Origin of the sequence: Pseudomonas nitroreducens TX1 (assembly GCF_000313755.1) — a bacterium.
Lineage (GTDB): Bacteria > Pseudomonadota > Gammaproteobacteria > Pseudomonadales > Pseudomonadaceae > Pseudomonas > Pseudomonas nitroreducens_A.
Genome location: NZ_AMZB01000136.1, coordinates 127,265 through 143,168 on the forward strand (window position 1 = coordinate 127,265; position 15,904 = coordinate 143,168).

Annotated in this window: 13 protein-coding genes; 6 read left to right on the forward strand and 7 right to left on the reverse strand. The window is 66.6% G+C overall.

Annotated elements, in window-relative coordinates; genetic code table 11:
• Window positions 1–145 precede the first annotated feature (145 nt).
• The 3 genes from prpC to prpF all read left to right on the forward strand — a co-directional run bounded on the left by prpC (window position 146) and on the right by prpF (window position 5,307).
• A complete protein-coding gene (gene prpC / locus C167_RS0128265; RefSeq protein ID WP_017521691.1) occupies window positions 146–1,306 on the forward strand; it encodes a bifunctional 2-methylcitrate synthase/citrate synthase in 1,161 nt (386 codons plus the stop codon).
• Window positions 1,306–3,915 (forward strand): Fe/S-dependent 2-methylisocitrate dehydratase AcnD, encoded by a 2,610-nt coding sequence (gene acnD / locus C167_RS0128270; RefSeq protein WP_017521692.1) that lies wholly within the window; start codon window positions 1,306–1,308, stop codon window positions 3,913–3,915. The genes prpC and acnD overlap by 1 nt, the downstream gene beginning before the upstream one ends.
• 204 nt (window positions 3,916–4,119) lie before the next feature.
• A complete protein-coding gene (gene prpF, locus C167_RS0128275) occupies window positions 4,120–5,307 on the forward strand; it encodes a 2-methylaconitate cis-trans isomerase PrpF (RefSeq protein ID WP_017521693.1) in 1,188 nt (395 codons plus the stop codon).
• 433 nt (window positions 5,308–5,740) lie between these two features.
• On the opposite strand, the gene C167_RS0128280 is transcribed toward prpF, so the two are convergent.
• From C167_RS0128280 to C167_RS0128290, 3 genes are all read right to left on the reverse strand, one after another.
• Window positions 5,741–6,331 carry an LON peptidase substrate-binding domain-containing protein gene (locus tag C167_RS0128280; protein WP_017521694.1) on the reverse strand — a complete coding sequence of 197 codons (591 nt, stop codon included), beginning with the start codon at window positions 6,329–6,331 and terminating at the stop codon, window positions 5,741–5,743.
• A gap of 160 nt (window positions 6,332–6,491) precedes the next feature.
• The gene (locus C167_RS0128285; protein WP_017521695.1) at window positions 6,492–7,205 is read right to left on the reverse strand and encodes an LrgB family protein; all 714 of its coding nucleotides are present in this window, start codon (window positions 7,203–7,205) and stop codon (window positions 6,492–6,494) included.
• Window positions 7,205–7,567: a CidA/LrgA family protein gene (locus tag C167_RS0128290; protein WP_017521696.1), complete on the reverse strand. Its 363-nt coding sequence runs from the start codon at window positions 7,565–7,567 to the stop codon at window positions 7,205–7,207. Before C167_RS0128290 ends, C167_RS0128285 begins: the two co-directional genes overlap by 1 nt.
• Window positions 7,568–7,744: 177 nt before the next feature.
• On the opposite strand from C167_RS0128290, the gene C167_RS0128295 reads away from it, so the two are divergent.
• From C167_RS0128295 to C167_RS0128305, 3 genes are all read left to right on the forward strand, one after another.
• Entirely contained in the window at window positions 7,745–8,200 is a 456-nt protein-coding gene (locus C167_RS0128295; RefSeq protein WP_017521697.1) for a MaoC family dehydratase, read from the forward strand.
• 93 nt (window positions 8,201–8,293) lie between these two features.
• Window positions 8,294–10,024 carry a C13 family peptidase gene (locus C167_RS0128300; protein ID WP_017521698.1) on the forward strand — a complete coding sequence of 577 codons (1,731 nt, stop codon included), beginning with the start codon at window positions 8,294–8,296 and terminating at the stop codon, window positions 10,022–10,024.
• Window positions 10,025–10,054: 30 nt separating this feature from the next.
• Entirely contained in the window at window positions 10,055–10,696 is a 642-nt protein-coding gene (locus tag C167_RS0128305) for an oxidoreductase (RefSeq protein ID WP_017521699.1), read from the forward strand.
• A 152-nt stretch (window positions 10,697–10,848) separates the two neighbouring features.
• On the opposite strand, the gene C167_RS0128310 is transcribed toward C167_RS0128305, so the two are convergent.
• The 4 genes from C167_RS0128310 to C167_RS0128330 form a co-directional block, all read right to left on the reverse strand.
• The gene (locus C167_RS0128310) at window positions 10,849–11,136 is read right to left on the reverse strand and encodes a YceK/YidQ family lipoprotein (RefSeq protein WP_017521700.1); all 288 of its coding nucleotides are present in this window, start codon (window positions 11,134–11,136) and stop codon (window positions 10,849–10,851) included.
• Window positions 11,126–11,755, reverse strand: coding sequence for a flavin prenyltransferase UbiX (ubiX, locus tag C167_RS0128315; protein WP_017521701.1), 630 nt, complete (start codon window positions 11,753–11,755; stop codon window positions 11,126–11,128). The genes C167_RS0128310 and ubiX overlap by 11 nt, the downstream gene beginning before the upstream one ends.
• 2 nt (window positions 11,756–11,757) lie before the next feature.
• Window positions 11,758–13,110, reverse strand: a complete 1,353-nt coding sequence (gene mpl / locus C167_RS0128320) for a UDP-N-acetylmuramate:L-alanyl-gamma-D-glutamyl-meso-diaminopimelate ligase (RefSeq protein WP_017521702.1) — start codon at window positions 13,108–13,110, stop codon at window positions 11,758–11,760.
• Window positions 13,111–13,658: 548 nt separating this feature from the next.
• Entirely contained in the window at window positions 13,659–15,575 is a 1,917-nt protein-coding gene (locus C167_RS0128330) for a sigma-54-dependent Fis family transcriptional regulator (protein ID WP_017521704.1), read from the reverse strand.
• Window positions 15,576–15,904 lie beyond the last annotated feature (329 nt).

Sequence of the window (15,904 nt, forward strand, 5' to 3'; positions counted from 1 at the left end):
GCTGTAACGGCGGATAACGCTTCGCGTTATTCGCCCTACGCCACGGCGAAGCCCGAGCGGCTTTCGCCAACCAGATTCGAACCGACCGCACGGCCCAGGCCAGCGGAACAAGAACAAGCAACCGGATTTGATGAGGAGACACGCGATGAGCGCTACCGCAGAAACCACCACCGGCTTCAAGCCGAAGAAGTCCGTGGCCCTGAGTGGCACCGCCGCTGGCAACACCGCCCTGTGCACCGTCGGCCGCACCGGCAACGACCTGCACTACCGTGGCTATGACGTCCTGGATTTCGCCAACCGCTGCGACTTCGAGGAAATCGCCCACCTGCTGGTCCACGGCAAGCTGCCCAACGCCGCCGAACTGGCCGGCTACAAGGCCAAGCTCAAAGCCCTGCGCGGCCTGCCGGCCGGCGTCAAGGCCGCCCTGGAAACCCTGCCGCCGTCCGCCCACCCGATGGACGTGATGCGCACCGCCGTGTCCGTGCTCGGCTGCCTGTCGCCGGAGAAGGACGACCACAACCATCCGGGCGCCCGCGACATCGCCGACAAGCTGATGGCCTCCCTGGGTTCCGCCCTGCTCTACTGGTACCACTTCAGCCACAACGGCAAGCGCATCGAAGTCGAGACCGACGATGAGTCCATCGGCGGCCACTTCCTGCACCTGCTGCACGGCCAGAAGCCGCGTGAATCCTGGGTGCGCGCCATGCACACCTCGCTCAACCTGTACGCCGAGCACGAGTTCAACGCCTCCACCTTCACCTCCCGCGTGATCGCCGGCACCGGCTCGGACATGTACTCCTGCATCGCCGGTGCCATCGGCGCGCTGCGCGGTCCGAAACACGGCGGCGCCAACGAGGTGGCCTTCGAGATCCAGAAGCGCTACGACAACCCGGACGAAGCCGAGGCCGACATCCGTGCCCGCGTCGAGCGCAAGGAAGTGGTGATCGGCTTCGGCCACCCGGTCTACACCGTGTCCGACCCGCGCAACAAAGTGATCAAGGAAGTCGCTCACCAGCTGTCCGTCGAGCAGTCCAACACCAAGATGTATGACATCGCCGAGCGCCTGGAAAGCGTGATGTGGGAAATCAAGAAGATGTTCCCCAACCTCGACTGGTTCAGCGCCGTCAGCTACCACATGATGGGCGTGCCGACCGCCATGTTCACCCCGCTGTTCGTGATCGCCCGCACCGCCGGCTGGTCCGCCCACGTCATCGAGCAGCGCATCGACGGCAAGATCATCCGCCCGAGCGCCAACTACACAGGCCCTGAAGACCTGAAGTTCGTGCCGCTCAAGGATCGCAAATGATGAACACTCAATTCCGCAAACGCCTGCCCGGCACCGCGCTGGACTACTTCGACGCCCGCGAGGCGGTCGACGCGATCCAGGCCGGCGCCTGGGACAAACTGCCCTACACCTCGCGCGTGCTGGCCGAACAGCTGGTGCGCCGCTGCGAGCCCGCCGACCTGACCGCTTCGCTGGAGCAACTGGTCTACCGCAAGCGCGACCTCGACTTCCCCTGGTACCCGGCGCGCGTGGTCTGCCACGACATCCTCGGCCAGACCGCGCTGGTCGACCTCGCCGGCCTGCGTGACGCCATCGCCGAACAGGGTGGCGACCCGTCCAAGGTCAACCCGGTGGTGCCGACCCAGCTGATCGTCGACCACTCGCTGGCCGTGGAAGCCGCGGGCTTCGACCCGGACGCGTTCGAGAAGAACCGCGCCATCGAGGACCGCCGCAACGAGGATCGCTTCCACTTCATCGACTGGACCAAGACCGCGTTCAAGAACGTCGACGTGATCCCGGCCGGCAACGGCATCATGCACCAGATCAACCTGGAGAAAATGAGCCCGGTGATCCAGGCGCGCGGTGGCGTGGCCTTCCCCGACACTTGCGTCGGCACCGACTCGCACACCCCGCACGTGGATGCCCTGGGCGTGATCGCCATCGGCGTCGGCGGCCTCGAAGCCGAGACCGTGATGCTGGGTCATCCGTCGATGATGCGCCTGCCCGACATCGTCGGCGTCAAGCTGACCGGCAAGCGCAAGCCGGGCATCACCGCCACCGACATCGTCCTGGCACTGACCGAGTTTCTGCGCAAGGAGCGCGTGGTCGGCGCCTACGTCGAGTTCTTCGGCGAGGGTGCGGACAGCCTGACCATCGGCGACCGCGCGACCATCTCCAACATGTGCCCGGAATACGGCGCCACCGCCTCGATGTTCTACATCGACGGCCAGACCATCGACTACCTCAAGCTCACCGGCCGCGAGCCCGAGCAGGTGGCGCTGGTGGAGACCTACGCCAAGACCCTCGGCCTGTGGAGCACCGCCCTGGAGACCGCGGAGTACGAGCGCGTGCTGGAATTCGACCTGGGCAGCGTGGTGCGCAACATGGCCGGCCCGTCCAACCCGCACCGCCGCCTGCCGACCTCGGCGCTGGCCGAGCGCGGCATCGCCGACGAAGCCAAGCTTGCAGCCGGCAAGGGTGAGGAAGCCCAGGGCCTGATGCCCGACGGCGCGGTGATCATCGCCGCCATCACCAGTTGCACCAACACCTCCAACCCGCGCAACGTCATTGCCGCCGGCCTGGTGGCGAAGAAGGCCAACGCGCTGGGCCTGGTCCGCAAGCCGTGGGTGAAGACCTCCTTCGCACCCGGTTCGAAGGTCGCCAAGCTGTACCTGGAGGAAGCCGGCCTGCTACCGGAGCTGGAGAAGCTCGGCTTCGGCATCGTCGCCTATGCCTGCACCACCTGTAACGGCATGTCCGGCGCGCTGGACCCGGCGATCCAGAAAGAGATCATCGACCGCGACCTGTACGCCACCGCCGTGCTTTCGGGCAACCGCAACTTCGACGGCCGTATCCACCCCTACGCCAAGCAGGCCTTCCTCGCCTCGCCGCCGCTGGTGGTCGCCTACGCCATCGCTGGCACCGTGCGCTTCGACATCGAGCAGGACCCGCTGGGCACTGACAGTCAAGGCAACCCGGTCACCCTGAAGGACCTCTGGCCGTCCGACGAAGAGATCGACGCCATCGTCGCCTCCAGCGTGAAGCCCGAGCAGTTCAAGCAGGTCTACATCCCGATGTTCGACCTGGGCAGCGTGCAGGAAGCCGAAAGCCCGCTGTACGACTGGCGCCCGATGTCCACCTACATCCGCCGCCCACCGTACTGGGAAGGCGCGCTGGCCGGCGAGCGCACGCTCAAGGGCATGCGTCCGCTGGCGATCCTGCCGGACAACATCACCACCGATCACCTGTCGCCGTCCAACGCCATCCTGGCGGACTCGGCCGCCGGCGAGTACCTGGCGAAAATGGGCCTGCCGGAGGAGGACTTCAACTCCTACGCCACCCACCGCGGCGACCACCTGACCGCCCAGCGCGCCACCTTCGCCAACCCGCAGCTGGTCAACGAAATGGCCGTGGTGAATGGGGAAGTGAAGAAGGGTTCGCTGGCCCGCGTCGAGCCGGAAGGCAAGGTGATGCGCATGTGGGAAGCCATCGAAACCTACATGAACCGCAAGCAGAACCTGATCATCGTGGCCGGCGCCGACTACGGTCAGGGCTCGTCCCGCGACTGGGCGGCCAAAGGCGTGCGCCTGGCGGGCGTGGAAGTGATAGTGGCCGAAGGCTTCGAGCGCATCCACCGCACCAACCTGGTGGGCATGGGCGTGCTGCCGGTGGAGTTCAAGCCGGGCACCACCCGCCTGACCCTGGGCCTGGACGGCACCGAGACCTACGACATCAAGGGCGACATCTCGCCGCGCAGCGACCTGACCCTGGTGGTCAATCGCCGCAACGGTGACGTGGTCGAAGTCCCGGTCACCTGCCGCCTGGACACCGCCGCCGAAGTGAAGGTGTACAACGCCGGCGGCGTGCTGCAGCGCTTTGCCAAGGACTTCCTCGAGTCGTCCGTGGCGTGATGTATCGGCTCCGGCCTGCCGAGTGCAGGCCGGGTTGAAAGCCCCTCTCCCCCGCCCTCTCCCTGAAGGGAGAGGAAGCTGTCCGTGCCGGCTGATGCCATGGTCTCAACCTGCACCCAACGGTCCCCTCTCCCTTCGGAGCGGGGCGCGCAGCCAGGGTTAGGGAGAGGGCAGCCCACCACCGAATTCCCAGGGACCCGACCCATGCCCCACGTACCCCAAGTGAAGATACCCGCCACCTACATCCGCGGCGGCACCAGCAAGGGCGTGTTCTTCCGCCTGCAGGACCTGCCCGAGCGCTGCCAGGTGCCCGGCGCGGCGCGCGACAAGCTGTTCATGCGCGTGATCGGCAGCCCCGATCCGTACAGCGCGCACATCGACGGCATGGGCGGCGCGACCTCCAGCACCAGCAAGTGCGTGATCCTGTCGAAAAGCACCCAGCCGGACCACGACGTCGACTACCTCTACGGGCAGATTTCCATCGACAAGGCCTTCGTCGACTGGAGCGGCAACTGCGGCAACCTCTCCACCGCCGCCGGCTCCTTCGCCATCCACGCAGGTCTCGTCGACCCGTCGCGCATCCCGGACAACGGCACCTGCGTGGTGCGTATCTGGCAGGCCAACATCCAGAAGACCATCATCGCCCACGTGCCGATCACCAACGGCCAGGTGCAGGAAACCGGCGACTTCGAGCTGGACGGCGTGACCTTCCCCGCCGCCGAGATCGTGCTGGAATTCCTCGACCCGTCCGACGATAGCGACGAAGGCGGCTCGATGTTCCCCACCGGCAACCTGGTGGACGATCTGGAAGTCCCCGGCATCGGCACCTTCAAGGCGACCATGATCACCGCCGGCATCCCGACCATCTTCGTCAACGCCCAGGACATCGGCTACCAGGGCACCGAGCTGCGCGAAGCGATCAATGGCGACCCCGAGCAGCTGGCGCGCTTCGAGAAATTCCGCATCGCCGGCGCCCTGCGCATGGGCCTGATCAAGACGGCCGAAGAAGCCGCAACCCGCCAGCACACGCCGAAGATCGCCTTCGTCGCGCCGGCCAAGGACTACGTCACCTCCAGCGGCAAACAGGTGCAGGCCGGCGACATCGACCTGCTGGTGCGCGCGCTGTCCATGGGCAAGCTGCACCACGCCATGATGGGCACCGCCGCCGTGGCCATCGGCACCGCCGCCGCCATTCCCGGCACCCTGGTGAACCTCGCCGCCGGTGGTGGCGAACGCAGCGCGGTGCGCTTCGGCCATCCCTCCGGCACCCTGCGTGTGGGCGCCGAGGCCAAGCAGGTGAACGGCGAATGGACCGTGACCAAGGCCATCATGAGTCGCAGCTCGCGCATCCTCATGGAAGGCTGGGTAAGGGTGCCGGGGGATTCGTTCTGATCCTTCGGTGATGCCGTCAAAACACAAGGCCCGCGGATGCGGGCCTCGTTTTTTCCTGGGGAAGATCGTGCCTGGGGTGAGGGCTGATCAATGCGCCGATGCATCCCAGTTGGCACGAGCGACACGCTTTTGATCTCGTAGGAGCGGAGCTTCTCCGCGAACACCGGCGCGAGCTGAACGTTTCGCGGACAAGGTCCGCTTCTACGTAGTTGGGTATTCCTCAGCGGAGGCTTGCCCTCTCCCTAACCCTGGCTGCGCGCCCCGCTCCGAAGGGAGAGGGGACCGTTCGGAGTAGGATGAAACCGTGGCATCAGCCAGCACGGACGGCTCCCTCTCCCTTCAGGGAGAGGGCTGGGGAGAGGGAAGGACCCCGAGCACGGACTCGCAGAAGAAGACAGTTGCTCCTACGAATGCGCCCGATGCAGATCCGGCGTCAGGCGACGAAGTCGCCTTGCAACTGTTCCAGCAAGACCTGGATGCGCGCCAGGCGCACGGTGGGGTCGTCCATCTCCAGCAGCACCTGCTTCTGGTCGCGCTCGAACGGCAGCAGATAAGCGAGCTGGCAGGCCAATGCCTGCTGGCCGTTGACCTCACCGCCCATTTCCAATGCCGATACCATCGGGTGCATGGACAGCGCCTCCAGCAGAGCCGCCAGGTCGTCGTGCTCCTTGGTCAGCGGCCGATCGGGCTGTTCGTCCAGCCACTCCACCTCGGCCACGGTCAGTTGATCCGTCTGCACATTGGCCGAAAGCACGCGGAAGCGCCGCCCGCCCTCGACCCGGATGCCCAGCAAGCCGTTGGACTGCTGCTGCCAGTCGCAGATACGCGCCTCGCAGCCGACCAGGCTGTAGCGCTCCGGCGCATCGCCGACTTCCTCACCCTCGACGATGGCTACCACGCCAAACCCGCCGCTCTGCTTCATGCAGCGGCCGATCATGTCCAGGTAGCGCGCCTCGAATATCTGCAGGTCGAGGCGGCAGCCGGGAAACAGCACGGTATTGAGGGGGAAGAGCGGAAAACTCATGGGTACTCCCATTTTTGATCAGAGCCTGTTTACGCTCGTGCGAGCTAGAGCCGTAGTAGGCGGCAAGCGCCCGAAGAGCGGAGTTTACTGCTGTAAATGAGCATCTGAGGGCGTTTGCCAACGCCCTACGGTCGACGCGCAGCAGATCGTCAACAGGCGGTCAGGCGATCAGCGCTACCGCCAACGGTAGCAGCACCGCGGTGGCCACGCCCATCAGGCTCATGGCCAGGGCGGCGAAGGCGCCGCATTCCTCGCCCTCCTGCAGGGCGCGGGAGGTGCCGACGGCGTGGGCGGTCATGCCCAGCGCCATGCCTTGCGCGGCCGGGTGATGCACGCCGAAGCGGCGCAGCAGTTCCGGGCCGAGGATGGCGCCGAGTACACCGGTGATCAGCACGAACACCGCCGCCAGCGCCGCCACGCCGCCGATCTGGCTGGCGACGAGCATGGCAATCGGCGAGGTCACCGACTTGGGCGCCAGGCTCATCAACAGCTCGTGGTCGACGCCGAACAGCCAGCCCAGGCCGATCCCCAGGGCCGTGGCGAACAACCCGGCCACCACCAGCGTGATCAGCGTCGGCCAGAACAGCTGGCGGATGCGCTTGAGATTGAGGAACAGCGGCACCGCGAGCGCCACGGTGGCGGGGCCGAGGAGGATGGTCAGCACCTTGGCGCTGGTGCTGTATTCGGCATAGTCGATACCGCAGGCCAGCAGCACCGCGATGACGATCAGCATCGACACCAGCACCGGCTGCAGGAACACCCAGCGCGTGCGCTCGTAGGCGGCCAGCGCCAGCTGGTAGGCGCCCAGGGTGACGCCCACGCAGAACAGCGGATGGTGGATGACGGCATTCACCGCGCCTTGCCAGTCGAACATCACGCGCCCTCCTTCTGCTTGCGCTGGCGGTCGATGAGCTTCTGCATCAACCAGCCGGCGAACACGAAGGACACCAGCAGCGACAGCGCAAGCGCCCCGACGATGGCCCAGAAGTCCGCGGCGATCTGCTTGGCATAGGCCATTACGCCCACCGCCGCCGGCACCAGCAGTAGGGGCAGGTAGCGCAGCAGCGAGGAGGCGGCCTCGTTCACCGGCTTGCTCACCTCGCCGTTCCACACCAGGAAGGCGAACAGCAGCACCAGCCCAATGATGGGGCCGGGAATCATGTGCAGGATGAGAGCATTCAGGCCCGTGCCGAGCAGTTGGAACAGCACCAGCCAGGTCAGACCTCGTAACAACATCGGGGACATCTCCAGCGCAAGGAGCCGCCATTATGCCCGCCCGGCGCCCGCTATGGCTCGGCATTCGCCCAAAGCATGAATGCCGCTGCGGCTTGACCGACCGCGGACCCCATGCTGATCTGTTGGCGGAACTCTTGCAGGCCGAACTAGAAGAACAACGATATCCCCGGAGGAAACATGGCATTCGTACCCGTAAGCGCACTGAAGGACTACATCGGCAAGGACCTGGGCCATTCGCAGTGGATCACCATCGATCAACAGCGCATCAACCAGTTCGCCGAGTGCACCGAGGACCACCAGTTCATCCACGTCGACCCGGAGAAGGCGAAGAAAACGCCGTTCGGTGGCACCATCGCCCACGGTTTCCTCTCGCTGTCGCTGATCCCCAAGCTCTGCGAGGGCCTGCTGGTCCTGCCGGAGAACCCCAAGATGGTGGTCAACTACGGCCTGGACAGTGTTCGTTTCATCCAGCCGGTACCGGTGGACTCGCGGGTGCGCCTGCAGGTGACCATCACCGACATTACCGAGAAGAACCCGGGCCAATGGCTGATCAAGGCCCGCTGCACGCTGGAGATCGAAGGCCTGCCCAAGCCGGCTTACATCGCCGAATCCCTGAGCCTGTGCTTCGTCTGACGGCTTGCGCACAGCGCTGAGAAAAAAGCCCGCGTCCGCGGGCTTTTTTACGTCACACTGATTCTGCGCCCCACCGTCGATTCGAGAGTCCCGATGCCACGCCACCTCCTGCCCTTGAGCCTCGCCCTGCTGCTGATCGCCTGCGGCGAAGGCGAACCGCTGACGCCCCCGGATGCCCGCCTGCCCGATGGCGCGCGCTACCGAGGCGAGCTGGTGAACGGCCAGCTGCAGGGGCCGGGCCGGCTCGATTACAGCAATGGGGCCTGGTACGAAGGCGCATTCGACAAGGGCCTGCAAAGCGGCCAGGGCAAATGGAACGACGGCAACGGCACGAGCTATGAAGGCGAGTTCCGTGACGGCCTGTTCGAAGGACGTGGCCGCCTACAGTACGCCGACGGCAGCTTCTACGAGGGCCAGTTCAAGCGCGGCGAGTTCGAGGGCGAAGGCCGTCTCTCCCAGGGCGGCACCACCTACAGCGGCGGCTTCCGCAAGGGTCGCTACGAGGGCCTGGGCAGCCTCGAACTGGCCGACGGCACCCGCCACCAGGGGGCCTTCGCCAGGGGCGAGGCCAACGGCGAGGGCGCCCGCCGGGACAGCCTGGGCAACCAGTACAGCGGTACGTTCAAGAATGGCGTACTCGAAGGCAAAGGCATCTTCCGCGACGACGCGGGCGATCAATACAGCGGTGAATTCCGCAACGACCAGTTCGACGGTACCGGGCGCTTCCAGAATGCCGATGGCGACGTCTGGTCCGGTCGCTTCAAGGCTGGCGCGCTCAGCGGGCCGGGCGAGTTCATCGGCGCCGATGGCAGCCGCTACAAGGGCGACTTCCGCTTCTGGCGCTTCGACGGCCAGGGCACCCTGAGCAAGGCCGACGGGCAGACCTACAGCGGCGGCTTCGCCCGTGGCGAGTACTCCGGCGCCGGCACCCTCACCCGGCATGACGGCAGCGTGCAGAAAGGCATCTGGAATGCAGGCCAGTTGCGCCAGGACGCCGCCGGCCAACGGCTGCCCAACCCGCTGGAAGTCGGCTTGCTGGAACAGGGCGTCCTGCTGGAGAAAGCCCTGGCCGCCGTTCCGCAGTCCACCCCGGCCATCGAGCTCTACGGCGTCAGCCTCGGCGGCGACGGCAAGCAGAGCGTGTTCCTGCGCGAGGCCGACTATGTCGCCAACCTGCTCGGCGAGCGCTTCGGCGCGCGCGGCGTGGTGCGCCTGGTCAATCACCGCGATCACCTCGCCGACCGCCCCATGGCCACCCGCGAAACCCTCGCCCGTACGGTGCGGACCATCGCCGAGCGCAGCGGCCCGGAGGACCTCGTGTTCATCTACCTGACCAGCCACGGCTCCCACGACCACCAGCTGGTGCTGGACATGCCGGGCCTGAAGCTCGACGACCTGCCGGCCAGCGAGTTGGCCAGCCTGCTCGCCCCGCTCAAGGATCGCGCCAAGGTGCTGGTGATCTCCGCCTGCTACAGCGGCGGCTTCATCCCCGCGCTCAAGGACGACAAGACCCTGATCATGACCGCCGCACGTAGCGACCGGGTATCCTTCGGCTGCTCCGAAGAGGCCGACTTCACCTACTTCGGCGATGCGCTGTTCGCCAAGGCGTTCCAGCAGACCGACGACCTCAATCAGGCGTTCAGGCTGGCCAGCGCTGCCGTGGCCAAGCGCGAGAAAGAGGAAGAGTTCGAGCCATCGCAGCCGCAACTCTGGGCGCCTGAAGCGGTCATTACTCGCTGGCAGGCCCTGCGTGCGCAACAGACACACACCACGTTGGCGCTCGGCGGCAACGATGCGCAGGCAAAAGGACAGGGCGACAACTAAGCTGGAAAGTGTGTCAGAGGGGAAACACAGATGTACTCGAAACCGACGAATATCCTGCTAGCTGGCGCCACCGGTCTGACCGGTGAGCATCTGCTCGACCGCATGCTCAACGAGCCCACGGTCAAGCGCGTCATTGCCCCGGCCCGAAGGAAGCTGGCGGAGCACCCACGCCTGGACAACCCCGTCGGCCCGCTGGCCGAACTCATCCCGCACCTGCTCCAGCCGGTGGACACGGTGTTCTGCTGCCTGGGCACCACGCTCAAGGAGGCCGGCTCCGAGGAAGCTTTCCGCAGTGTCGACTACGACCTGCCGCTGGCCCTGGGCGAGCGCGGCCTGGCCCTGGGCGCCCGGCACTACATCGTGGTCAGCGCGCTGGGCGCGGACAGCAAGTCGTCGATCTTCTACAGCCGGACCAAGGGCGAACTGGAAGATGCCCTGCGCCAGCAAGGCTGGCAGCAACTGACCATCGCACGGCCGTCACTGCTGCTGGGCCAGCGCGAGGAAATCCGCCTCGCCGAACTGCTCGCCGCGCCCTTCGCGCGCATCCTGCCCGGCAAGCTGCATGGCATCGAAGCCATCGCCCTGGCCCGAGCACTCTGGCGCCTGGCCCTGGAGCCGGGCAAGGGCGTCCGCGTCGTCGAATCGGACGAACTGCGCAAGCTCGGCAAGTAATCCCACAACCGCAGGGCGCACAACGCTTTTGCAGGATGGCGTGGAGCGAAGCGATACCCAATCACGATCACGCCTGCATGGCTATCGCTCCGCTCCCTCCATCCTACGAAGGCTCACTCTGAACGCTCGTCAGAGCTCCTACTTGAACGGATTCAGTTCCCGCCCCACACCTGCAGGCCGATGCCCAGTTCCGCCGCAATCGAGAGCGGCAGCAGCAGCGTATCGAGCAACGCGCTGCCCGGCAGGTCGAGCGCCGGGTAGGCCGGCGCGTCGGTGCCGAAGTGGTCCTTCGGGCAGCAGCCGCCATTGAGCGAATACCAGTCCAGCCGGGTGCCGGCATAGATCAGCGGATCGCCGGGGCGGCTGTCATTGAGTGTCTTCACGGTGGCGCAGCCACCCAGTTGCAACAGCAACAGGGCGGCGAGGAGCTTATTCGTCACTGACAAGATGGTGTTCGCCCCAGCGCGGCAGCATGTCCTGGGGAATACCCAGCTGATTGAGGATGCGCGCAACGACGAAGTCGATCAGGTCGTCGACTGTCTGCGGCTGGTGATAGAAGCCCGGAGCAGCCGGCAGGATCACCGCGCCCATATTGGACAGCTTGAGCATGTTCTCCAGGTGGATACTGGAGAACGGTGCCTCGCGCGGCACCAGGATCAGTTGGCGGCGCTCCTTCAGCGCAACGTCGGCGGCGCGTTCGATGAGGTTGTTGCAGGCGCCGGTGGCAATCGCCGAGAGCGTCCCCGTCGAGCAGGGCACCACCACCATCGCACTCGGCGCGCCGGAGCCGGACGCTACCGGCGCCATCCAGTCTTCCTTGCCGTACACGCGGATCTGCCCGGGAGCGGCGCCGGTGTATTCGCTGAGGAAAGCCTGCATCGCCTGCGGCTTGCTCGGCAGGGTCACGTCGGTCTCGGTGGCCACCACCAGTTGCGCAGCCTTGGAGATCAGGAAGTGCACCTCGCGGTCCTCCTGCACCAGGCAGTCGAGCAGGCGCAGGCCGTACTGGGCGCCGGAGGCGCCGGTCATGGCGAGGGTGACGCGTTCGGCTCCGGCCATGTTCAGCCCTCCAGCGCCTGGGCGAGCTTGCCGTGCAGGCCGCCGAAACCGCCGTTGCTCATGACCACCACCTGGGTGCCAGGCGTGGCGATGGCTTTCACGCCCTCGATGATGGCTTCCAGCGAATCGCACACGTGCGTGGGAACCGTGGAGCTGGCCACGGTGGCAGCCAGGTCCCAGCCCAGGTTCGGCGGGGCGTACCAGAATACGTTGTCAGCCTGCACCACCGACTCCGGCAGGCCGTCGCGGTGGGCGCCGAGTTTCATGGAGTTGGAACGCGGCTCGACCACGGCGATCACCTTGGCATCGCCGACGCGCTTGCGCAGGCCGTCGAGGGTGGTGGCGATGGCGGTCGGGTGGTGGGCGAAGTCATCGTAGATGGTGATGCCCTTGACCTCGGCGACCTTCTCCATGCGCCGCTTGACGCTCTTGAAGGCCGACAGCGCGGCGCAGCCCAGCTCCGGCACCACCCCGACATGGCGGGCCGCCGCGAGGCAGGCCAGGGCGTTGGCAACGTTGTGCTGGCCGGTCAGTTCCCAGTCCACGGTGCCCTGGGCACGGCCGTCGAACATGACCTCGAAATGCGAGCCGTCCTCGCTGAGCAGGCGCGCCTGCCACTGGCCGCCTTCGCCGGTGGTCTGCACCGGGGTCCAGCAGCCCATGTCGATCACACGCTTGAGCGCGGTTTCGGCGGTGGGATGGATGACAAGGCCTTCGCCGGGGATGGTCCGCACCAGGTGGTGGAACTGCCGCTCGATGGCGGCGAGGTCGGGGAAGATGTCCGCGTGGTCGAACTCCAGGTTGTTCAGGATCGCCGTGCGCGGGTGGTAGTGGACGAACTTGGAGCGCTTGTCGAAGAAGGCGCTGTCGTACTCGTCCGCCTCGACCACGAAGAACGGCGTGCCGCCCAGGCGCGCGGAGACGCCGAAGTTCTGCGGCACGCCGCCGATCAGGAAGCCCGGGCTCATCCCGGCGTGTTCCAGTACCCAGGCCAGCATGCTGCTGGTGGTGGTCTTGCCGTGGGTGCCGGCGGCAGCCAGGACCCAGCGGCCCTGCAGCACGTGGTCGGCCAGCCACTGCGGGCCGGAGACGTAGGGCAGGCCCTTGTTCAGGACGTATTCCACAGCGGGGTTGCCGCGCGACAGGGCGTTGCCGACCACCACCAGGTCCGGAGCCGGCTCCAGGTGGGCGGGATCATAGCCCTGCATCAGCTCGATGCCCTGGGCTTCGAGCTGGGTGCTCATGGGCGGGTAGACGTTGGCGTCGGAGCCGGTCACGCGGTGGCCCAGCTCCTTGGCCAGGACGGCCAGCGACCCCATGAAGGTGCCGCAGATGCCGAGGATGTGAATATGCATGCAGACTCCTGCAATCAAGCCTTTGAAGGCGCTTCGAATGGGCGGCAGAGTAGCACAGCGCGCCCCCGCGCGGCCCGCCGCCGGGGCATCAGACGACGAGGTGGGGAGGCGGTTCCCGGTGGAGGGGGAAGGCGTTCACTTTTCCATCATCGTCGTGCGTTTCAAGTCGGCGGTGGTCGACGGGGATATGTGCTTGCGCGCCCCCTCACCCCAGCCCTCTCCCTCAGGGAGAGGGGGCAGATCGTGCCGGCTGACGTCGAGGTTTTCGCCTTCACCGTACGATGCCCTCTCCCCCGCCCTCTCCCTGAAGGGAGAGGGGGCCGTCTGTGCCGGCTGATGCTGAGGTTTCATCCTGCACCATGCGGTCCCCTCCCCCTTCAGGGGGAGGGTTAGGGAGAGGGGGCGAAGTCAATCGAAGCGCCTGCCCAACGCCCAAGCACCGTTCGCGAGCAAGCTCGCTCCTACAGGCTCGGCGAACGCGCTCTTCGTAGGAGCGAGCTTGCTCGCGAACCGCATGGCACGGGGCCAATGGCGGACGGAGTGCGCTCCTACGACAGCTGCTTCCTGCTCAACCCGTGGCGGTTGAGCTTGCGGTACAGCGTGTTGCGACTGATGCCCAGGTGCTGCGCCACCCGGCTGACATGCCAGTGATGCGCCTCGAGCACCTCCAGCAGCGCATTGCGTTCGGCCACGCCGAGGGTGTCGCCGCCGTCCTCGGCCATCGGGGCCGGCGGGGCAGCAGGCGCCGGCGCGCGGCGCAGGTCCGGCGGCAAGTCGGCCATCTGGATGCGCCCGCCCTCGCACAGCGCGCAGAGCGTGCGCAGTACGTTGCGCAACTGGCGCACGTTACCCGGCCAGGGGAAGTCCAGCAGGTGCCGGCGCACGTCGTCGTCCAGGCGCACGCTGCGGCCCTTGCTCTCCTCGGCCAGCAGGTGATCGAGCAGCGCGCCGCGGTCTTCGCGCTCGCGTAGCGGCGGCAACGCAACCACCAGGCCGTTGAGGCGGTAATAGAGGTCTTCGCGGAACTGTCCGGCGGCCACCAGCGCTTCCAGATCGCGGTGGCTGGCACTGATCAGGCGGATATCCACATCCTGCGGCTCGCCGCCGATGGGCACCACCTGGCGCTCTTCCAGCACGCGCAGCAGGCGGGTTTGCAGCGCCAGCGGCATGTCGCCGATCTCGTCGAGGAACAGGGTGCCGCCATCGGCCTGTTGCAGCTTGCCGCGCATGCCTTCCTTGCGCGCGCCAGTGAAGCTGCCGCCGCGATAGCCGAACAGCTCGCTCTCGATCAGGGTCTCGGGAATCGCCGCGCAGTTCAGCGCGACGAAGCTCTTGCCAGCGCGCTCGCCGCCCAGATGCACGGCGCGGGCGAAAGCCTCCTTGCCGGTGCCGGTCTCGCCCTGCAGCAGCAGTGGTACGTCGTGGGCGTAGACCTTCAGCGCACGGCGGAAATCGTGAGCCAGTTGCGGGTCGTCAATGCACAGCCCCTTCGCCAGCGGCGCGCGCGGCAGCACCGGCGCGGCGGCGATGGGACGCTTGCCGCGCAGCAGCGCATAGAGCATTCGCCCGGCATGGGTGCGCAGCGGCCAGCTGGCATTGGGCTGCGGGTCGGCGCGGCTGAACAGGTCATCCAGGCGACACTCGAAGAACTGTTCCAGGGAGCGGCCGATCAGGCTTTCCCGGCGGCTGCCGAGCAGGTTGATGGCGCTCTGGTTCGCCGCACGGATGCGTCCGTCGGCGCCCAAAGCCAGCATGCCTTCGCTGAACAACCCGAGGCCATCGGGTTGCAGGTGGAAACGCAGCAACCACTGGTCCTCGAAATGGCGCAAAAAATAGCAGCTCTCGATGGCCTTGGCCGACAGGTTGACCAGCGCCATGGTGTGGAACTGGCTCTGCCGCGATACATCGCGGCGCGCGGAAGAAACGTCGAGCACCGCCAGCAGTTCGCCCTGCGGGTCGAACACCGGGCTGGCCGAGCAGGTCAGCCCGGTGTGGCGGCTGCGGAAGTGTTCGTCCTGGTGAATGGTCAGCGCCTGGCGCTCCACCAGGCAGGTGCCGATGCCGTTGGTGCCTTCGCGGGCTTCGCTCCAGTCGGCGCCGAGCCACAGCCCGGCCTGTTCGAAGGTGCGTCGCTCGGCGGCTTCGCTGACGCAGTTGAGGATCACCCCGCGGGAATCGGTGAGCAGCACCGCATGACCGGCGCCGGACAGCTGCTGGTGCAGGCTGTTCATCTCGTCGCTGGCGATCTCCAGCACCTGGCGATGGCGCTCGCGGACTTCGAGCATGCGTGCGTGCTCCAGCACGGCCGGCGCCATGGGCTGCGCCGGGTCGAGGTGATACTGCTCCAGGCAGCGCATCCAGGAGCGGGCGATCGACGGGTCCGCGCCGGGAGCACCGGCGGGCGCCTTGCCCTCGGCCACGGTCATGACCTGGCGGGCGTGGCGGCTCAAATCGTTGGCGCGCATTCTTGTTGTTCTCCGCTTGGCGACGGGGAGGCAGCCCCGAATTCCCACGAAAGTCCTGTAGGACCTTTCTTTCCTACAGAAAGCGCGGGAATGCAGGACAGCATCCCCTACGCGCCAGCCCAATGCAACGCCTGGCCGACCGTCAGGTCACGACTGTCACGCAAACGGGACAAAGTGTCACGAAACGCTGTGCCAAGGGCGTAACAGCGCGCTTTCCAGCTCATCGCCAGCAAACCGTCCAGCCCATGCGCGGCGCGCCTTTCGCTGGCATGGCCCGGCCCTTGCTCTACGCTTGATCAACGTCCTCCCCAACAAGCACAAGACCCAGG

Excerpts from the sequence above, each read along its gene's own strand:
- prpC (WP_017521691.1), top strand. The coding sequence starts at position 146 with ATGAGCGCTACCGCAGAAACCACCACCGGCTTCAAGCCGAAGAAGTCC.
- acnD (WP_017521692.1), top strand. The coding sequence starts at position 1,306 with ATGAACACTCAATTCCGCAAACGCCTGCCCGGCACCGCGCTGGACTAC.
- prpF (WP_017521693.1), top strand. The coding sequence starts at position 4,120 with ATGCCCCACGTACCCCAAGTGAAGATACCCGCCACCTACATCCGCGGC.
- C167_RS0128280 (WP_017521694.1), bottom strand. The coding sequence starts at position 6,331 with ATGAGTTTTCCGCTCTTCCCCCTCAATACCGTGCTGTTTCCCGGCTGC.
- C167_RS0128285 (WP_017521695.1), bottom strand. The coding sequence starts at position 7,205 with ATGTTCGACTGGCAAGGCGCGGTGAATGCCGTCATCCACCATCCGCTG.
- C167_RS0128290 (WP_017521696.1), bottom strand. The coding sequence starts at position 7,567 with ATGTTGTTACGAGGTCTGACCTGGCTGGTGCTGTTCCAACTGCTCGGC.
- C167_RS0128295 (WP_017521697.1), top strand. The coding sequence starts at position 7,745 with ATGGCATTCGTACCCGTAAGCGCACTGAAGGACTACATCGGCAAGGAC.
- C167_RS0128300 (WP_017521698.1), top strand. The coding sequence starts at position 8,294 with ATGCCACGCCACCTCCTGCCCTTGAGCCTCGCCCTGCTGCTGATCGCC.
- C167_RS0128305 (WP_017521699.1), top strand. The coding sequence starts at position 10,055 with ATGTACTCGAAACCGACGAATATCCTGCTAGCTGGCGCCACCGGTCTG.
- ubiX (WP_017521701.1), bottom strand. The coding sequence starts at position 11,755 with ATGGCCGGAGCCGAACGCGTCACCCTCGCCATGACCGGCGCCTCCGGC.
- mpl (WP_017521702.1), bottom strand. The coding sequence starts at position 13,110 with ATGCATATTCACATCCTCGGCATCTGCGGCACCTTCATGGGGTCGCTG.
- C167_RS0128330 (WP_017521704.1), bottom strand. The coding sequence starts at position 15,575 with ATGCGCGCCAACGATTTGAGCCGCCACGCCCGCCAGGTCATGACCGTG.